This is a genomic window from Nonomuraea sp. NPDC051298, assembly GCF_055586305.1.
This window is the reverse complement of the sequence record NZ_JBVJIM010000001.1, coordinates 530,973-546,988: the sequence shown is the minus strand read 5'-3', so window position 1 is coordinate 546,988 and position 16,016 is coordinate 530,973. Positions and strand designations below refer to the sequence as shown.

The following is a 16,016-nucleotide window of genomic DNA, read 5'->3' as shown; positions in this document are numbered from 1 at the left end:
ATGCTCACTGACGAGTACGAAGAGCTGCGCAAGACGGTCGAGGCGTTCGCCCGCGAGGTGGTCGCCCCCGTGATCGGGGACTTCTACGAGCGGGAGGAGTTCCCGTACGACATCGTGCGGCAGATGGGCGCGATGGGGCTGTTCGGGCTGCCGTTCCCGGAGGAGTACGGCGGGATGGGCGGCGACTACTTCGCCCTGTGCCTGGCCCTGGAGGAGCTGGCCAGGGTCGACTCCAGCGTGGCGATCACGCTGGAGGCGGCGGTGTCGCTCGGCGCGATGCCGATCTTCCGGTTCGGCACCGGCGAGCAGCGCGCCGCCTGGCTGCCCAGGATGGCCTCCGGCGAGGTGCTGGGCGCGTTCGGGCTGACCGAGCCGGGCGGCGGGTCCGACGTGCCGGGCGGGATGCGTACCACGGCCGTGCTGGACGGCGGCGAATGGGTGATCAACGGGACGAAGTCCTTCATCACGAACTCCGGCACCGACATCACCGGCGTCGTCGGCGTGGCCGCGCTCACCGGCGAGCGGGAGATCTCCACCATCCTCGTGCCCAGCGGCACCCCCGGTTTCGTGGTGTCGAAGAAGTACTCCAAGGTGGGCTGGAACGCCTCCGACACCCGCGAGCTGGCCTTCACCGACTGCCGCGTCCCCGCCGCCAACCTGCTGGGCGAGCGCGGCCGGGGCTACGCCCAGTTCCTGCAGACCCTCGACGAGGGCCGCGTCGCGCTCGCGGCGCTCAGCGTGGGGCTCGCGCAGGGCTGCGTGGACGAGTGCCTGAAGTACGTCAGGGAGCGCACGGCGTTCGGTCACCCGATCGGCCACTACCAGGCCATCCAGTTCAAGATCGCTGACATGGAGGCCCGCGCCCACACCGCGCGCCTGGCCTACTACCACGCGGCGGAGAAGATGCTGGCCGGGCTGCCGTTCAAGAAGGAGGCGGCGATCGCCAAGCTGGTCGCCTCCAACGCGGCGATGGACAACGCCCGGGAGGCGACGCAGGTGTTCGGCGGATACGGCTTCATGAACGAGTTCCCCGTCGCGCGCTTCTACCGCGACGCCAAGGTGCTGGAGATCGGCGAGGGCACCAGCGAGGTCCAGCGCATGCTCATCGCCCGGCAGCTCGGCCTCGGCGACCTGTGAGGCATGTTTGCGCGCGGCCCGTGTGACGATCTAGTGTCGTTGCTCATGACGGCTGACGATCTTCTCATCAGGAAGGCGGAGAAGGCGGACGCGGACGAGGTGTTCGCGCTGGCCCGCGAGTTCGGCCTGACGTTCAGGCCCGAGCGCGACGCCTTCGACGCCGCGCTGCCCGCGCTGCTGGCCAACGACGACGCTCTGCTGCTCACGGCCGTCATAGGCGGGCGCGTACGCGGCTACCTGCTGGGATTCGTGCACCTGACGCTGTTCGCCAACGGGCCGGTCGCCTGGGTGGAGGAGGCCATGGTCCAGTCGGGGTCGCGCAGGCAGGGCGCCGGGCGGGCGCTGCTGGAGGAGTTCGAGCGGTGGGCCAGGTCGCGCGAGGCCGGCTACGTGGCCATGGCGACGCGGCGCGCGCCGGAGTTCTACCACGCGCTGGGATATGAGGCGTCGGCCACATTCTTCCGCAAGGTCCTGCGCTGAGTCCGGGCTGACGCCACCCACCCGGGGCGTTCCTGTCGGTGACGGATGGCATCCTTGGGGGCGTGAGAGTCCACGCCGTGAGCCCGCTGTTCGTCGGGCGCGCCCGAGAGCTGACCGCGCTCGGTGACGCGCTGGCCAGAGCGCGTGCCGGGGCGTCGTCCACGGTGCTCGTCGGCGGTGAGGCGGGGGTCGGCAAGACCCGGCTGATCAAGGAGTTCACCGGCCGCCGGGCCGGCGACGCCAGGGTGCTCGTCGGCGGCTGTCTCGAGCTGGGCACGGAGGGCCTGCCGTTCGCGCCGTTCACCGCCGTGCTGCGCGGGCTCGTGCGCGAGCTGGGCAGCGACGGGGTGGCCGCGCTCGTGCCGGGCGGCAACGCGCGGGGGCTGGCGCGGCTGCTGCCCGAGTTCGGCGAGCCGGGCAAGGACGGCGCGGAGGCCAGGGCGCGGATGTTCGAGCAGGTGCTCGGGCTGCTGGAGCGGCTGGCCGAGGAGCGTCCCGTGGTGTTGGTGGTGGAGGACGCCCACTGGGCCGACCGCTCCACCCGCGACCTGCTGACGTTCCTGGTCCGCTACCAGCGGGCCGCGACCCGCCTGCTCATCGTGGTGACCTACCGCACCGACGAGCTGCACCGCACCCACCCGCTGCGGCCGCTGCTCGCCGAGCTGGGCCGGGTCGAGGGCGTGACCAGAGCCGAGCTGCGCAGGCTCACCCGCAGGGAGGCCGTGGCGCTGGCGGCCGGCATCCTGGAGCGCGAGCCGTCCGCCGCCGCGATGGACCTGATCTACGCCCGCAGCGAGGGCAACCCGCTGTTCGTCGAGGCCCTGCTCAGCGAGTCCGGCGGGGGAGAGGCCCTGCCCGAGTCGCTGCGCGACCTGCTGCTGGCCGCCGTCGAGCGGCTGCCCGAGGAGACCCAGGAGCTGCTGCGGGTGGCCAGCGCCGGCGGCCAGCGCATCGAGCACGACCTGCTCAGCGCCGTCGCCGGGCTCGGCGAGAGCGCGCTGTCACGCGCGCTGCGGCCCGCCGTCGCGGGCAACGTCCTCGTGGTCGACGGCGAGGGCTACGGCTTCCGGCATGCGCTCATCCGCGAGGCGCTCCACGACGACCTGCTGCCCGGCGAGCACACCCGCCTGCACACCCGCTACGCCGAGGCCCTCGAACGCGACCTGTCGATCCTGCCCGCCCCGCGCGGCGCGATCGAGCTGGCCCACCACTGGCACGCCGCCCACGACTCCACCTGGGCGCTGGTCAGCGCCTGGCACGCGGCCGCCGCCGCCCGCAAGTCCACCGCCTACGACGAGCAGCTCCGGATGCTCTCCCGGGTCCTGGAGCTGTGGGACCAGGTGCCCGACGCGGCCCAGCGCATCGACGCCGACCGGCTCGACGTGTTCAGGCAGACCGCCACGGTCGCCCACCTGGCCGGCGAGTACGAACGCAGCATCGCCCTGGCCGGAGCCGTCCTCGCCGACCTCGACTACGACGCCGACCCGATCAGGTCGGTCACCATGCTCCGCCAGCGCGGCCTGACCCGCTACGACCTCGGCCGCACCGGCTACCTCGACGACCTGCGCCAGGCCGCCGCGCTCGTGCCCGACGACCAGCCCCGGCTGCGCGGCCAGGTGCTGGAGACGCTGTCGCGCATGCTCCACCGGCCGCAGGACTGGCCGGAAAAGCTCGCCGCCGCCCAGCTCGCCATGGAGATCGGGCACGCGGTGGGCGACGCCAACGTCGAGGCCCACGCGCTCATCAGCCTCACCTGGGCACGGGCCCGCTACTCCGAGATGGAGTCCCAGCTCGGGGCGTTCGCGGAGGCCCGCCGCATCGCCCACCGCAGCGACGCCTACAGCGCGCTGATGCGCTGCGCGATCTCCGAGTCCGACGCGCTCGAAGGCGCGGGCCGGCACGAGCGGGCCGCTCAGGTTGCCCGCGACGGGGTCGAGGAGGCCGGGCAATACGGCCTGGCCCGCACCTCCGGCACGTTCCTGTCGATCAACCTGGCCGAGCCCCTGGTGTCGCTCGGGCGCTGGGACGAGGCGCTCCAGGTCATCGAGGGCGCGCTCGACCTCGCGCCGCCCGCCCCCTACCGGGCCAGCCTCCAGGGGTTCGCGACCGACATCGCGCTCGCGCGGGGGCACTACGACCGGGCGGAGAAGTCGCTGGCGTGGGCCCGTACGGTGCTGTCGCGCGGCACCTTCCGCGACCAGACGCTGCTGCCCCACCTGCGCAGGGAGGTCCTGTTTCTGCGGGGGCGGGGGCGGCTCGACGCGGCCGTGGAGATGGCGGCGCGGGCGCTGGACGAGCGCGACCTGGCCGACAGCGCCCGCTACGCCTGGCCGGTGCTGGTGGCGTTCGCGCAACTCGTCTGGACCGTGGTGCCGCCCGCCCGTCTCGTCGGGGCCGTGCTGCCGGGCGGCCGGCCCACCGGGAGCGCGGTGCCGTCCGAGCGGCCCGTCGCGGGCGTGGGCGTGGGGACGGGGGTGTCTGTGGCCGTGGCGTCCGCAGGCGTCGGGACTGCAGATGTCGCGTCCGACGATGGCGCGGGTGCGCTCGAACGGCTCGCGTTGTCGCTGCTGGCCCGGCTTCGGCAGCTCGCGGGGCGGCTCGAGGTCGAGGGTGAGCTGCAGGAGGCGCACCGGCTCACGTTCACCGCCTTGACCGGCCCCGACCTTCCATCGGTCGACGAGACCGCCGCCGAGACCGCCGCCGCTTCTGCCGGTGCTTCCGCTGGTGCTCAGCCCGCCGAGGCCGCTCCTTCTCTCGCCGCTGCTGTTCCCGGGGTCTCTGCCGACGCTGCTGAGGTGGCCGCGTGGCGGTTCAAGGCGTGGGATCTGGCGGTGGGGGCCTGGGCGGCGTTGGGGCAGCCGTACGCGGAGGCTCAGTGCCTGGCGGCGGCGGCGCAGGCGGCGCTCGCGTGCGGTGATCGGCAGGAGGCGGCGGACCGGCTGGAACGGGCGCGCGACCTGGCCCGCGCGCTCGACGCCGCGCCGCTGCTGGAGCAGCTCGACGTGCCCGGTCGGCGGTCCCGGGTCGGCGGCTCCGAGCAGGGCTCCGACGGGCAGCCGCTGGGGCTGACCGCGCGGGAGCTGGAGGTGCTGAGAGAGGTGACCGGCGGGCGCAGCAACCGGGAGATCGCGCAGTCGCTGTTCATCTCGGCCAAGACGGTGAGCGTTCACGTGTCCAACATTCTGGCCAAGCTGGGGGTGGCCACGCGTGGTGAGGCCGCCGCCACCGCCCACCGCCTGCGGCTGTTCGACGGAGAGTGAGCCACAGGGAGTGAGCCACTACGGGCCGTCGTGTCCGGCGGCCTGCCGGGGGTCGTGGTGGGGGAGGTTCGCGGGTGGGGGTCAGGCGGTGAGCTGGGCTTCCAGGCGGTAGCCGTCCACCGTTACGTAGACCTGGTCGCCGGGGCGGGCGTTCAGGCGCATGAGCACCGGCTGGAGTGAGTCGAAGACCGGCTGGTGGCCCTGCCAGACCAGGACGATGGCGTTGTCTCCCGGGCCCGTGACCGAGAGGAGGGTGCCGGGGCGCATGCCGAGCTGGGCCGCGTACCCCTCCGGGACCGGCACGGGGCCGCCCCTGAGGTGTTCCGGCGTGACCTCGATGCGCTGCCAGCGGCGAGGGTCGGACGACGGGCTCGGCAGCGGCGGGGGAGGCGTCGCGGGAGCGCCCGCGAGGCCGCCGGGCAGCATCGGCGAGCGGCCCCCCGACAGGGCGGACAGCGTGGCGAGCGCGGCGGACGGGTCGATCGAGCCGGAGGTCGCGGCCGGGATGGGCTGGCCGCCGCGGTGGTGGTGACCGTTCGCCCCCGGGGTACGGCGGGGGAGGGGCTGCGCGGGGACCGGGGCCGAGGCCGCCGGGTCGGGGGCCGCCGTCTCAGGGGGGAGGGCGTCGAGCCACGCCTTGGCCGAGTGGGTCCGGATGCCCAGCTCGCCCATGAGCGCCACCGGGTCGGCGTCGGGCGGGCTGGTGGCCAGGAGCTGCCGCGTACGTGCCTGCAGGCCGTGGATGTCGCCCACCACCAGCCAGTCGTCCTGGAGGCGGCGGTCCGGCATGAGCGTCACCAGCACGCGCCAGAGCGGCGTACGCAGCGACGGCACCATCACGGGGTGGGCCGGGTCGGCGCCGACGAGCTGGTCCTCGGTGGCCGCCGCGCCCAGCCACTCGGTCAGCCGGAACATGTGACCCGTGACCGGGGCCGACTCGGAGGAGCGCAGCCAGTGCAGCACGCGTTCCTCGGCCGTGCGCTGGGCCTGGGAGAGCGCGTCCCGGTCCACGAGCATCTTGTGGGCGAGGGTGCGCAGGCTGACCGGGTCCTCGGCGAAGAGCCGGTGCACGGCCACCGCCAGCTCCAGCTTGTCCAGACTGCGGAAGAGGCTGTCCACGACCCGGACCATCGCGTGGTCGGTGTCGGACGGGGCGGCCTGGCCGGAGGGCGGGTAGCCGGGCGCGGACGGGCCGCCGGGGGTGCCCTTGGCGGCGTCCGCGCCGGGGACGGCGGGCATGGAGCCGGTGTGCGGGCCGGGGACGGCGGGCATGGAGCCGGTGTGCGGGCCGGGGACGGCGGGCATCGAGCCGGTGTGCGGGCCGCCGCTGGTGAACATGCTGCCGGGGGCCGGGGCGCCCGTGGAGAGGGAGCCGAGGTCCTGGCGTCCGGATGGGGGGCCGGACTGGGGTCCGCCGGGTTGAGCGCCGGGCTGAGGGCCGCCGGGTTGCGCGCCGCCCGATGGAGAGCCGGGCTGAGGGACGGGCTGGGAGCCCGTGGGGCGCTGCGGGAGGCGTTCCGACTGGGCGGGCTGGCCGGGTTGGCTGAGGCGGGCCGACTGTCCGGCCAGGCCGGGCTCGGCGGAGGCCGGGCGGGGCGGGGCCGCTTCGCCCGGGCGTTGCGGCAGGCCCTCGCCCGGGGCGGGGCGCGGTGGGAGGACCTCGAAGCCCTGGTGCGGCCCGCCGCCCTGCGGTTGCTCAGCGAACGAGCCGCCCTGCTCGGGCGGTGAACCGGCTTGTGCCGGGAGAGAGCCGCTCTGTCCTGAAGGCGAACCGGCTTGTGTTGGAAATGGGCCGGTTTGTCCGGGTGGTGAACCGGCTTGTGCCGGGAATGGGGCGCTCTGTCCGGGCGGTGGACCGGCTTGTGTCGGGAATGGGGCGCTCTGTCCGGACGGGGGACCCGCCTGTGCCGGGAACGACCCCGTCTGGCGCCCTCCGGCGGCCCCTTCGCCCAGTGCCGGGAACGACCCGGTCTGACGCGTTCCTGGGCCGCCTTCGGACACGGCCGGGAAGGACCCCGTCTGCCGCACTCCGGGGACGTCGCCCGAGGGCTGTTGCGGGGAGGACCCAGTCTGACGGGCGCCGGCCGCCTCGTCGGGGGCCGCCGCCTGGGCGGGGAACGACCCCGGCTGACGCGGGCCCGCCGCGCCCTCCGCCGCCGCGAAAGGGCCGCCCTGCCCCTGCGGAAGGCCGCCGAACGCCCCCGTGGCCGGGCCCTGGGCCGCCGCGGCCTCGCCGCCCTGGGCGGCGAACGCGCCCGACTGCGGCTGGGGCACGCCTTCCGGCTGTGCGGGGAACGACCCCGTGCTGGGCGGGGAGGCGGGCCGACCGGGCGCCTGTCCGCGCTGGAGCGGCCGGGTGACCTCGGGGTGACCGGCCCCGGGCGCCTCGCGCTGGGCCGGGATGCGGCCGAGGATCTCGCGGAAGACCGCGCCCATCACGACTTCGGGCGTGGCCGACGGGGTGGTCAGGTCGCTGGGGGAGAGGCGGCGCAGCCGCTGCCAGCCGCCGAGGCCGGTGACCGCCGTACGGGTGGGCTCGGGCCAGCCCGGCAGCGCGGGATCGATGTGGTGAACCGTCAGTGCGGGCAGCAGGTCGGTCAGCGGCAGGTGGTCCCAGCGGGAGGAGGCCAGCCGGGCCAGGCGTTCGCAGATCCAGTCGAGCCCCGCCGTGCCGAGGGCCTTCGACAGCGCGAGGGAGGACCACCACCCCGCAGGCAGGCGCGGATCGCCCAGCACCTCGGCCACCTGCTGCGGGCGGCTCCAGCGGAGCGCAGGGACTAGGTCGCTCAGGCAGATCGATGACTCGACTTCCATCGGCGGACCTTATCCTCCCCAGTGAGCCGCGTGTGCTGCTCGTTACGCTTGTGGCTAATGGTGCAGCCTACGCGGCAAGCTATCAATCAGTGTGAATAGGGTAAAGACGGTTCAGATCCAAACCGTACCGTGGACGGCCCCCCACCTGGGCCACACATTCGGCACCAGCACGGCAACCTACCTCCAGCGCCGCCTGTTCGCCGGAGCCCCGCAGAGTCGCGGAGAGGAACCCGGCGGCGAACGCGTCGCCCGCTCCCGTCGAGTCCACGACCTCGGTGGACACCCCCCGCGTCGTCGCCACCACCGCGCCGCCCACGGCGGCCAGCGCGCCCTCCGCGCCGAGCTTCACGACCGCTGTGCCGTACGTCTCACTCAACTGTACGGCCGCCGCCTGCGCCGTCGTGGCCCCGGTGAGAAGGAGGGCCTCGTCGAGGTTGGGGATGATCAGACCGGCGGGGGCCGTCTCGCGGGTGAAACGTTCGACGCCGAAGTCGCGCAGCGGCCCCGTGGAGGCCGGGTCGATGCTGACGGTGACGCCCGCGGCCCCCGCGTCGGCCATGGCACGCCTGGCCAGCCCGAGCCCCGCCTCGGCGAACAGGACGTACCCGGACAGGTGCAACCAGACCACGCCGTCGAGGAGGGCCGGGTCCCAGTCGGCCGCCGAGATCAGGCCCCCGGCGCCGCGGTTGGTGAGCATCGAGCGTTCGCCGCTCTTGTCGACCATGGCGATCACGACGGCCGTGGGGTGGTGGGGGTCCACGGCCATGTGAGGGTGCACGCCCGTCTTGATCAGTTCGGTGGTGTGCCACTCGCTGCTGTCGTAGCCGAGCTTGGCGAGCAGGCGGACCTCGGCGCCCAGGCAGGCGGCCCAGGCGGCGGTGTTCGCGCCGGAGCCGCCAGGACGCAGGACGATGTCGGCGGCCGTGTCGGTGCCGGACATGACCGGAGAGCCGTGCAACGCCACCACATCGGTGACGACGTCCCCGATGACCAGGAGGGCGTTGCCCGTCACGACCGCGACCAGGACTGGGCGATCCGAGCGGCGAGCGCGGTGTTGCCGCGCACGGCGGCCAGGTTGGCTTCGAGCGAGGCGCCGGAGGTGCCGTTCACCAGGTAGCCGAGCAGGAACGGAGTGATCGCCTGACCCTTGACGCCCTCGCGCTCCGCCGCCGCCAGCGCCTCACCCAGCACGCGGTCGTGCAGCTCCGGGTCGAGCTGCTGGTCCTCGGGGACCGGGTTGGCCACGATCAGCGCCGTCCGCGGGCCGCCGAGCGCGTCCTGGCCGCGCATGATGTCCGCGGCCTCGTCGGGCGACTCGACGCGCCAGTCGATCGGCTGGCCGGAGGAGTGCAGGTAGAAGCCGGGGAAGGTGTCCGTACGGAAGCCCACCACGCTCACGCCCCGCGTCTCCAGCCGCTGGAGCGTGGCGGGCACGTCGAGGATCGACTTGACGCCCGCGCACACCACGGTGATCCGCGTACGGGCGAGCGTGTCGAGGTCGGCGGACTCGTCCTGGTCCTCGGTCCAGTCGCGGTGCACGCCGCCCAGCCCGCCGGTCGCGAAGACGCGGATCCCGGCGCGGGCGGCCAGGAACGACGTGGCCGACACGGTGGTCGCGCCGCTCGCCTTCAGCGCCGCGGCCACGGGCAGGTCGCGCTGGCCGAGTTTGCGCAGGCCCGACTCGGTCGCGATGCGCTCCAGCTCCACCTCGTTCAGGCCGATGCGGGGCACTCCGTCCAGCACGGCGATGGTGGCGGGCACGGCCCCCGCCGCCCGTACGATGCCCTCCAGCTCCCGCGCCACCTCCAGGTTGCGGGGCTGCGGCAGCCCGTGGGAGATGATCGTGGACTCCAGCGCCACCACCGGTGCGCCGGTTGCCAGGGCCTCGGCGACCTCGTCGGTCGGTTGGAGAACGGAGTCGGTGGCGGTGCGCATCGTGAGTTTCGTGCTCCTTGAGTGGTCCCTGGCCAAGCAAGCGGGGAACGGTCGCTTTCGCGAATTTTGTTCCAAATGGAACAGCGTACGGGCCGCCTGGCTCGGACGTCCACTCGAGGATCACACGACGAGGACGACCCCCGCCAGCGACGTGGCCGCGATGATCGCCGTGGCGATGCCGCCGAGCAGTGCAGCCCGGCCGCCCTTGACCAGTTTCCGAAGGTCGATGCCGGTGCCGAGGCCGAAGAGGGCGGCGGCCATGAGCACGTTCGTGACCGTGGGCACCGCCTGGACGACGGGCGCGGGCACCCAGCCGGTGCTGCGCAGGGCCACCATCGCCAGGAAGACGGCCACGAACAGCGGCAGGACGGGCGGGCGCGAGACGCGTCGGGCGACGCGTTCGGTCTGGGGTTGGGCCGGGGGTTGGGTCTGAGGTTCGGGCTGGGGTTCGGTCGGGCGTGTGCCGGGGTGTCCGGCGGGGGACCGGGCCGGGTGGACGGTGGCGGTGGCGGTGGCGCGGTGGTGCCGGTAGGACGTCAGGGCGACCAGCGGGGCCAGCAGGACGACGCGGGCCAGCTTGACCGTCACGGCCCCGGCCAGCACGCCCGACGCCGCGCCGATCGCGGCCACCTGCGCCACCTCGTGCACGGCGGCGCCCGTCCACACGCCGAGCTGCTCGGGCGACAGGTCCACGAGGGACGCCAGCAGGGGGATGACGGCGATGGCCGCGGTGCCGTACAGGACCACGACGCTCAGGGCTCCTGCCGCGGCGTCGTCACCGTCGGGGAGGTCGGTGCTCTCACGCATGGCGGCGATCGCGGAGGCGCCGCAGATGGACACGCCCGTCGCGATGAGCAGCGACGTTCCCTGGCTCAGCCCGAGCCGGCGGCCGATCAGCGGCGTGACGGCGAACGTGAGCCCCGTGGCGACGACCACGACGGCCAGCGTCCGCCAGCCGAGCGCGAGCACCTGCGGGAGGGCGATCTGCAGGCCGAGCAGCGCGACCGCCGTACGCAGCACCCGGCGGGACACGAACGCCAGCCCTGGCTCGAACGTCGGCAGGTACGCCGTGGTCCTGGACCGCTCGGCGAGCCGTACCACGTTGGCCAGGGCCGCCCCGGTGACCACGGCGACGACGGCGGGGCTGAGCGCGGGGACGTACCGGCTGACGAGCACCGAGAACAGCACCGCCACCACCGTGGCCCCGACCCCGGGCCAGAGCAGCCGCACCCTTCGGAGAGCGGCGACGGGGGCGGGGAGACGGACTGTGGGTGCGGAGCGGCTGGTGGACGCGGCCCCTACGGTGGGCGCGGAGTGGCTGGTGGAAGGGGCCTCTGCGGTGGGCGCGGGGTCACCGGGAGGCGCGGCTGCAGCGGTGGGCGCGGGGTCGCCGGGGGATGCGGCCCCTGCGGTGGGCGCGGAGTTTCCGGCCGACGTGCGTTTGCCGGGGGAGGTGGGGGGCGGGGCGGCGGCGTTGGGTCCGCGGGTGCCGACGGTCATGATCTCAGTCTTTTGAGCGGCCGACCTCACCGGTAGCCGGTGATTGCCTGGGAGGTCATAGCCTGTGGCTATGACTGCGCTCCCCGACCTCGGCTCACTCAAGCTCCTCGTCGACGTCGGCGAGCTGGGCAGCCTCGGCCGGGCAGCCAGGGCCGCGGGCATCGCGCAGCCGTCGGCGAGCAAGCGGATCGCCCAGCTCGAACGCCGCCTCGGCCTGCCTCTGATCGAACGCACCCCGCGCGGCTCCAGGCTCACCTCCGAGGGCAGGATGGTGGCGGGCTGGGCCGCGCAGGTGCTCGCCGCGGCGGACGAGCTGATGCGCGCCGCCCAGGCCGTACGCCACACCGAGGCCGCCCATCTGCGGGTGGCGTCGAGCATGACCGTGGCCGAGTACCTGGTGCCGCGCTGGCTCGGGGAGCTGCAGAACCGGGAGCCCGAGGTGCAGGTGGGGCTCGACGTGGTCAACTCCGCCGACGTCGCGGCCCGGGTGCTGGCCGAGGAGGTGGAGCTGGGCTTCGTCGAGGGGCCCACGGTGCCCGACGGGCTGGCCGGGCGCGTCGTGGGGACCGACCGGCTCGTCGTCGTGGTGGCGCCGGGGCATCCGTGGGCCCGTCGGCGTACGGCGCTGAGGGGGCCGGAGCTGGCCGCCACGCCGCTCGTGGTGCGGGAGCCGGGCTCGGGCACGCGCGAGACCCTCGACGTCGCCTTCGGCCGCCTGCACCGGGCCAGCCCGCGGCTGGAGCTGGGGTCCAACTCGGCGGTCAAGGGCGCGGCGCAGGCGGGGGCCGCCCCGGCGGTGCTGAGCGGGTACGCGGTGGAGTCCGACGTGGCCACGGGACGGCTGGTGGAGGTGCCCCTGTCGGGGATCAACCTGGTACGGAGCCTGCGCGCGGTGTGGCGTCGCGGTCGCGCCCTGACCGGCCCGGCCGCGACCCTCCTCACCATCGCCAGCCGCCCCTGACCGTTGTCGGTGGCTTTCTGGGGGTTTCTGGGAGGGGCGGGTGGGCGTTGACGCGGGGTGCGGGGTGGGTCGTAAGGTGCGGGGATGGGCGCGTATGACGTGATCGTGGCAGGTGGCGGGCACAACGGGCTGGTCGCGGCGGCGTACCTCGCCAAGGCCGGGCGGCGGGTGCTCGTGCTGGAGCGTTACGGGCAGGTGGGCGGCCTGGCGGTCTCCGCCCAGGCGTTTCCCGGCGTGGACGTGCGGCTGTCGCGCTATTCGTACCTGGTCAGCCTGCTTCCGTCGCGGATCGTCCGCGATCTGGGGCTCGATCTGGAGCTGCGCCGCCGCCGGTACGCCTCCTACACCCCGAAGGGCGGCACCGGCCTGCTCGTCGACAACGAGGACGACCTGCGTACGGCGGCCTCGTTCAGAGAGGTGACCGGCGGTGAGGCCGACCACGGGGCGTGGCGGCGGTTCTACGGCATGACCGCCGAGGTGGCGCGGGTGCTCGCCCCCACCCTTCTCGAACCCCTGCGCCCCCAGGCCGAGGTCGAGCGGCTGGTCGGCCAGGAGGCGTGGCGCGACCTGTTCGCGCGGCCGATCGGCGCGACCGTGGACGAGCGCTTCGCCGACGACACCGTACGCGGCGTCGTGCTGACCGACGCGCTGATCGGCACGTTCGCCGACCCCGCCACCGACCTGCTGGCCAACCGGTGCTTCCTCTACCACGTGATCGGCGACGGCACCGGTGAGTGGAACGTCCCCGTCGGCGGCATGGGCGCGGTCTCCGGCGCGCTGGAGGCGGCGGCGCGGCGGGCGGGCGCCGAGATCAGGACCGGGGCGGAGATCATCGGCATCTCACCGTCCTCGGGCGAGGTGACGTTCGTGGCGGAGGACGGCGAGCACACCGTGAACGGCGGCCACGTGCTGGTCAACCTGCCGCCGGCCGTGCTCGACCGGCTCACGGGCGGGCGTCCGGCGGTGCCCGAGGGCGCGCAGCTCAAGGTCAACATGGTGCTGACGCGGCTGCCGAGGCTGGCGGACCCGTCCGTGGATCCGCGGGCGGCCTTCAGCGGTACGTTCCACATCAACGAGGGACGCGCCCAGCTCGCGACGGCCTACGCGCAGGCGGCACGGGGAGAGATCCCGGAGCTGCCGCCCGCCGAGGTCTACTGCCATTCCCTGACCGATTCCTCCATCCTCGGGCCCGAGCTGAGAGGCAGGGCCGAGACGATGACGCTGTTCGGCCTCCACATGCCCGCCCGACTTTTCCGGCAAGATCCAGAAAAAGCGCGAAAGGCGGCGTTGGCCGCCACCTTTGCCTCCATCAACTCCGCGCTGGCCGAACCCATCGAGGACTGCCTGCTCACCGCCCCCGACGGCAGCCCGTGCGTGGAGGTCAAAACCCCCGTCGACCTCGAACGGGACGCCTCGCTCCCCGGCGGCCACATCTTCCACACCGACCTGAGCTGGCCGTACGCGGAGGAGGGCGGATGGGGCGTGGAGACCGAGCACGAACGCCTCCTGATGTGCGGCGCAGGAGCGCGCAGGGGCGGCGGCGTCAGCGGAATCGGCGGTCACAACGCGGCGATGGCCCTACTGCGCCCGACCACCTGACCGGCTGGCAACGCGGAGCGCATTACTCACGGGACGCTCCGGTGCTCGATCTCGGCAATGCCGCAGCCGGACACCGTTGCCGACGAGAAGCCGCCCGCGAAGTACGATGGAGCCGTCTTGAGGTTCAAAGCCGTGTCCGTCACGTGGCGATCCTCCTGAATGTGATCCTCATAAAATCTCCGTGAAATCGTTCATCGCGTTTTCATGATCAACCCCTAGCGTTTGTGAACATGAGTGAGCCCGCACGGTTGCTGGTAGTGGACGACGAGCCCGCGTTGCGCGAGGCGCTGCAGTCGAGCCTGGAGTTCGAGGGCTACAAGATCACCACCGCCGACGACGGGCACCAGGCACTCGACGCGCTGGCGGCGGAGACCTACGACGCGGTGCTGCTCGACGTCATGATGCCGCGCCTCGACGGGCTCACCGCGTGCCGCAGGCTCCGGGCCTCGGGCAACCACGTCCCGGTCCTCATGCTCACCGCCCGCGACGCGGTGGGCGACCGGGTGTCGGGGCTCGACGCGGGGGCCGACGACTATCTGGTCAAACCGTTCGAGCTGGACGAGTTGCTGGCCCGGGTGCGGGCGCTGCTGCGCCGGGGCGCGCTGAGCGCGGGCACCCCCGAGGGCGACACACTCTCGTACGGCGACCTGAGCATGGACCCGGCGACCAGAGAGGTCACCCGCGGCGCGCGCACGCTCGACCTCACCCGCACCGAATACCTGCTGATGGAGCTGTTCCTCGCGCACCCGCGCCAGGTGCTGACCCGCGACCAGATCCTCAGCGAGGTGTGGGGCTTCGACTTCGAGCCGACGTCCAACTCGCTCGACGTCTACGTGATGTACCTGCGGCGCAAGACCGAGGCCGCCGGAGAGCCGAGAGTGATCCACACGGTCCGCGGGGTGGGTTATGTGCTCCGGGCCGCGCCGTGAGCAGGGAGGGTCCACGGGCGCGCGTGAGCCGCCTGCTCATGCGCGGCAGCCTGCACACCCGTCTGACGCTGCTGGTCACGGTGGCCGTGGCGCTGGCCATCGCGATGTGCGCGGGCGTGTCGTGGTACATCACGCAGAGCCAGCTCATGAGCAATCTCGACCGGAGCAACCTGGAGTCGGCGAAGCAGGGCGACAAGCGCTACCTCGAGCGCAACTGCACGCCCGACGGCTCGTACATCCTGTACGACGGCATGGCGACGCTGCTGTACGCCGACGGCACCACGTGTTCGCTCGGCCCGCCCATCGTGCCTGACCTGAAGAAGGACCTGACGGCTCTGAAGCCGTGCGAGCCGCAGTTCCGCACCGGCGAGACCCGTGACGGCAAGCCGGTCCGCGTGGTCGCGGTCAACTTCAGGCCCGGCGTGGCGGTCCTGGAGGCGCGGCCGACCCACGACGTCCAGAACATGATGCGGATCGCGGCGATCACGCTGGGCGGCATCACCGCGCTCGGGGTCGTGGGCGCGGCCTGGGCCGGGCTGGCGATCTCGCGGGCCGCCCTGCGCCCCGTGGGTGACCTGACCCAGGCGGTCGAGCACATCGCGCACACCGAGGACCTCGACACCCGCATCCCCGTCAGGGGCAACGACGAGATCGCGCGGCTGTCGTCGTCCTTCAACGCCATGACGGCCGCGCTGGCCGGGTCACGAGAGCGGCAGAAGCAGCTCGTCGCCGACGCCGGGCACGAGCTGCGCACCCCGCTCACCACCCTGCGCACCAACATCGACCTGCTGCTGCGCAGCGAGCAGACCGGCCGCAGCCTCGACCCCGGCGCCAAGGAACGCCTGCTGGTCAACGTGAAGGCGCAGTTCGCCGAGCTGTCCACGCTCGTCGCCGACCTGCTCCAGCTCGCCAGGGGCGACACCGACCACGAGCCGCACGTCGAGCTGGGCTTCCACGGGGTGGTCACCGCCGCCGTCGAGCGCGCCAGGCTGCGCGGCGCGGAGGTCTCCACCGACCTGCGCCCCTGGTACGTCGTGGGCAGCGCCCCCTCGCTCGAACGCGCCGTGCTCAACCTGGTCGACAACGCCGCCAAGTTCAGCCCCGGCGGCCGGGTCGAGGTGAAGCTGCGCGACGGCCGCCTGACCGTGCGCGACCACGGCCCCGGGCTGTCGGAGGAGGAGCTGCCGCACGTCTTCGAACGCTTCTGGCGCTCCCCGTCGGCCCGCAGCCTGCCCGGCTCCGGGCTCGGGCTGGCGATCGTGGCGCAGGCCGTCGCCGAGGCCGGGGGGACGGTCAGTCTGGCCAACGCGCCGGGCGGCGGCGCCATCGCGACCCTGGAGCTGCCGGGAACTCTCATCCGCAACTCAGAAATGGATAAGGCACGTTAAAGACCTGAATCGT

11 protein-coding genes are annotated in these 16,016 nt (G+C 73.5%); 7 read left to right on the top strand and 4 right to left on the bottom strand.

The window, feature by feature from the left end; all coding sequences use genetic code 11:
- The 3 genes from ACZ6S0_RS02695 (at position 1) to ACZ6S0_RS02685 (ending at position 4,877) form a co-directional block, all read left to right on the top strand.
- On the top strand, positions 1-1,137 hold the full coding sequence (locus ACZ6S0_RS02695) for an acyl-CoA dehydrogenase family protein (RefSeq protein WP_465912843.1): 1,137 nt from the start codon (positions 1-3) through the stop codon (positions 1,135-1,137).
- Positions 1,138-1,182: 45 nt separating this feature from the next.
- Positions 1,183-1,617 carry a GNAT family N-acetyltransferase gene (locus ACZ6S0_RS02690; protein WP_344883266.1) on the top strand — a complete coding sequence of 145 codons (435 nt, stop codon included), beginning with the start codon at positions 1,183-1,185 and terminating at the stop codon, positions 1,615-1,617.
- 62 nt (positions 1,618-1,679) lie between these two features.
- Complete coding sequence (locus ACZ6S0_RS02685) at positions 1,680-4,877, top strand: helix-turn-helix transcriptional regulator (protein ID WP_465912842.1); 3,198 nt, start codon at positions 1,680-1,682, stop codon at positions 4,875-4,877.
- A gap of 81 nt (positions 4,878-4,958) precedes the next feature.
- On the opposite strand, the gene ACZ6S0_RS02680 is transcribed toward ACZ6S0_RS02685, so the two are convergent.
- The 4 genes from ACZ6S0_RS02680 to ACZ6S0_RS02665 form a co-directional block, all read right to left on the bottom strand.
- On the bottom strand, positions 4,959-7,691 hold the full coding sequence (locus tag ACZ6S0_RS02680; protein ID WP_465912841.1) for a hypothetical protein: 2,733 nt from the start codon (positions 7,689-7,691) through the stop codon (positions 4,959-4,961).
- A gap of 82 nt (positions 7,692-7,773) precedes the next feature.
- Positions 7,774-8,703 (bottom strand): carbohydrate kinase family protein, encoded by a 930-nt coding sequence (locus ACZ6S0_RS02675; RefSeq protein WP_465912840.1) that lies wholly within the window; start codon positions 8,701-8,703, stop codon positions 7,774-7,776.
- Positions 8,700-9,626, bottom strand: coding sequence for a pseudouridine-5'-phosphate glycosidase (locus tag ACZ6S0_RS02670; RefSeq protein WP_465912839.1), 927 nt, complete (start codon positions 9,624-9,626; stop codon positions 8,700-8,702). Before ACZ6S0_RS02670 ends, ACZ6S0_RS02675 begins: the two co-directional genes overlap by 4 nt.
- A gap of 120 nt (positions 9,627-9,746) precedes the next feature.
- On the bottom strand, positions 9,747-11,126 hold the full coding sequence (locus ACZ6S0_RS02665; protein ID WP_465912838.1) for a YeiH family protein: 1,380 nt from the start codon (positions 11,124-11,126) through the stop codon (positions 9,747-9,749).
- Between the two features lie 70 nt (positions 11,127-11,196).
- Between ACZ6S0_RS02665 and ACZ6S0_RS02660 the strand changes: the two genes are divergently transcribed.
- The 4 genes from ACZ6S0_RS02660 to ACZ6S0_RS02645 all read left to right on the top strand — a co-directional run bounded on the left by ACZ6S0_RS02660 (position 11,197) and on the right by ACZ6S0_RS02645 (position 16,003).
- Positions 11,197-12,087 carry a LysR family transcriptional regulator gene (locus tag ACZ6S0_RS02660; protein WP_465912837.1) on the top strand — a complete coding sequence of 297 codons (891 nt, stop codon included), beginning with the start codon at positions 11,197-11,199 and terminating at the stop codon, positions 12,085-12,087.
- A gap of 84 nt (positions 12,088-12,171) precedes the next feature.
- On the top strand, positions 12,172-13,686 hold the full coding sequence (locus ACZ6S0_RS02655) for a phytoene desaturase family protein (protein ID WP_465912836.1): 1,515 nt from the start codon (positions 12,172-12,174) through the stop codon (positions 13,684-13,686).
- A 230-nt stretch (positions 13,687-13,916) separates the two neighbouring features.
- Entirely contained in the window at positions 13,917-14,615 is a 699-nt protein-coding gene (locus ACZ6S0_RS02650) for a response regulator transcription factor (RefSeq protein WP_465912835.1), read from the top strand.
- Between the two features lie 23 nt (positions 14,616-14,638).
- On the top strand, positions 14,639-16,003 hold the full coding sequence (locus ACZ6S0_RS02645; RefSeq protein WP_465912834.1) for a sensor histidine kinase: 1,365 nt from the start codon (positions 14,639-14,641) through the stop codon (positions 16,001-16,003).
- Positions 16,004-16,016 lie beyond the last annotated feature (13 nt).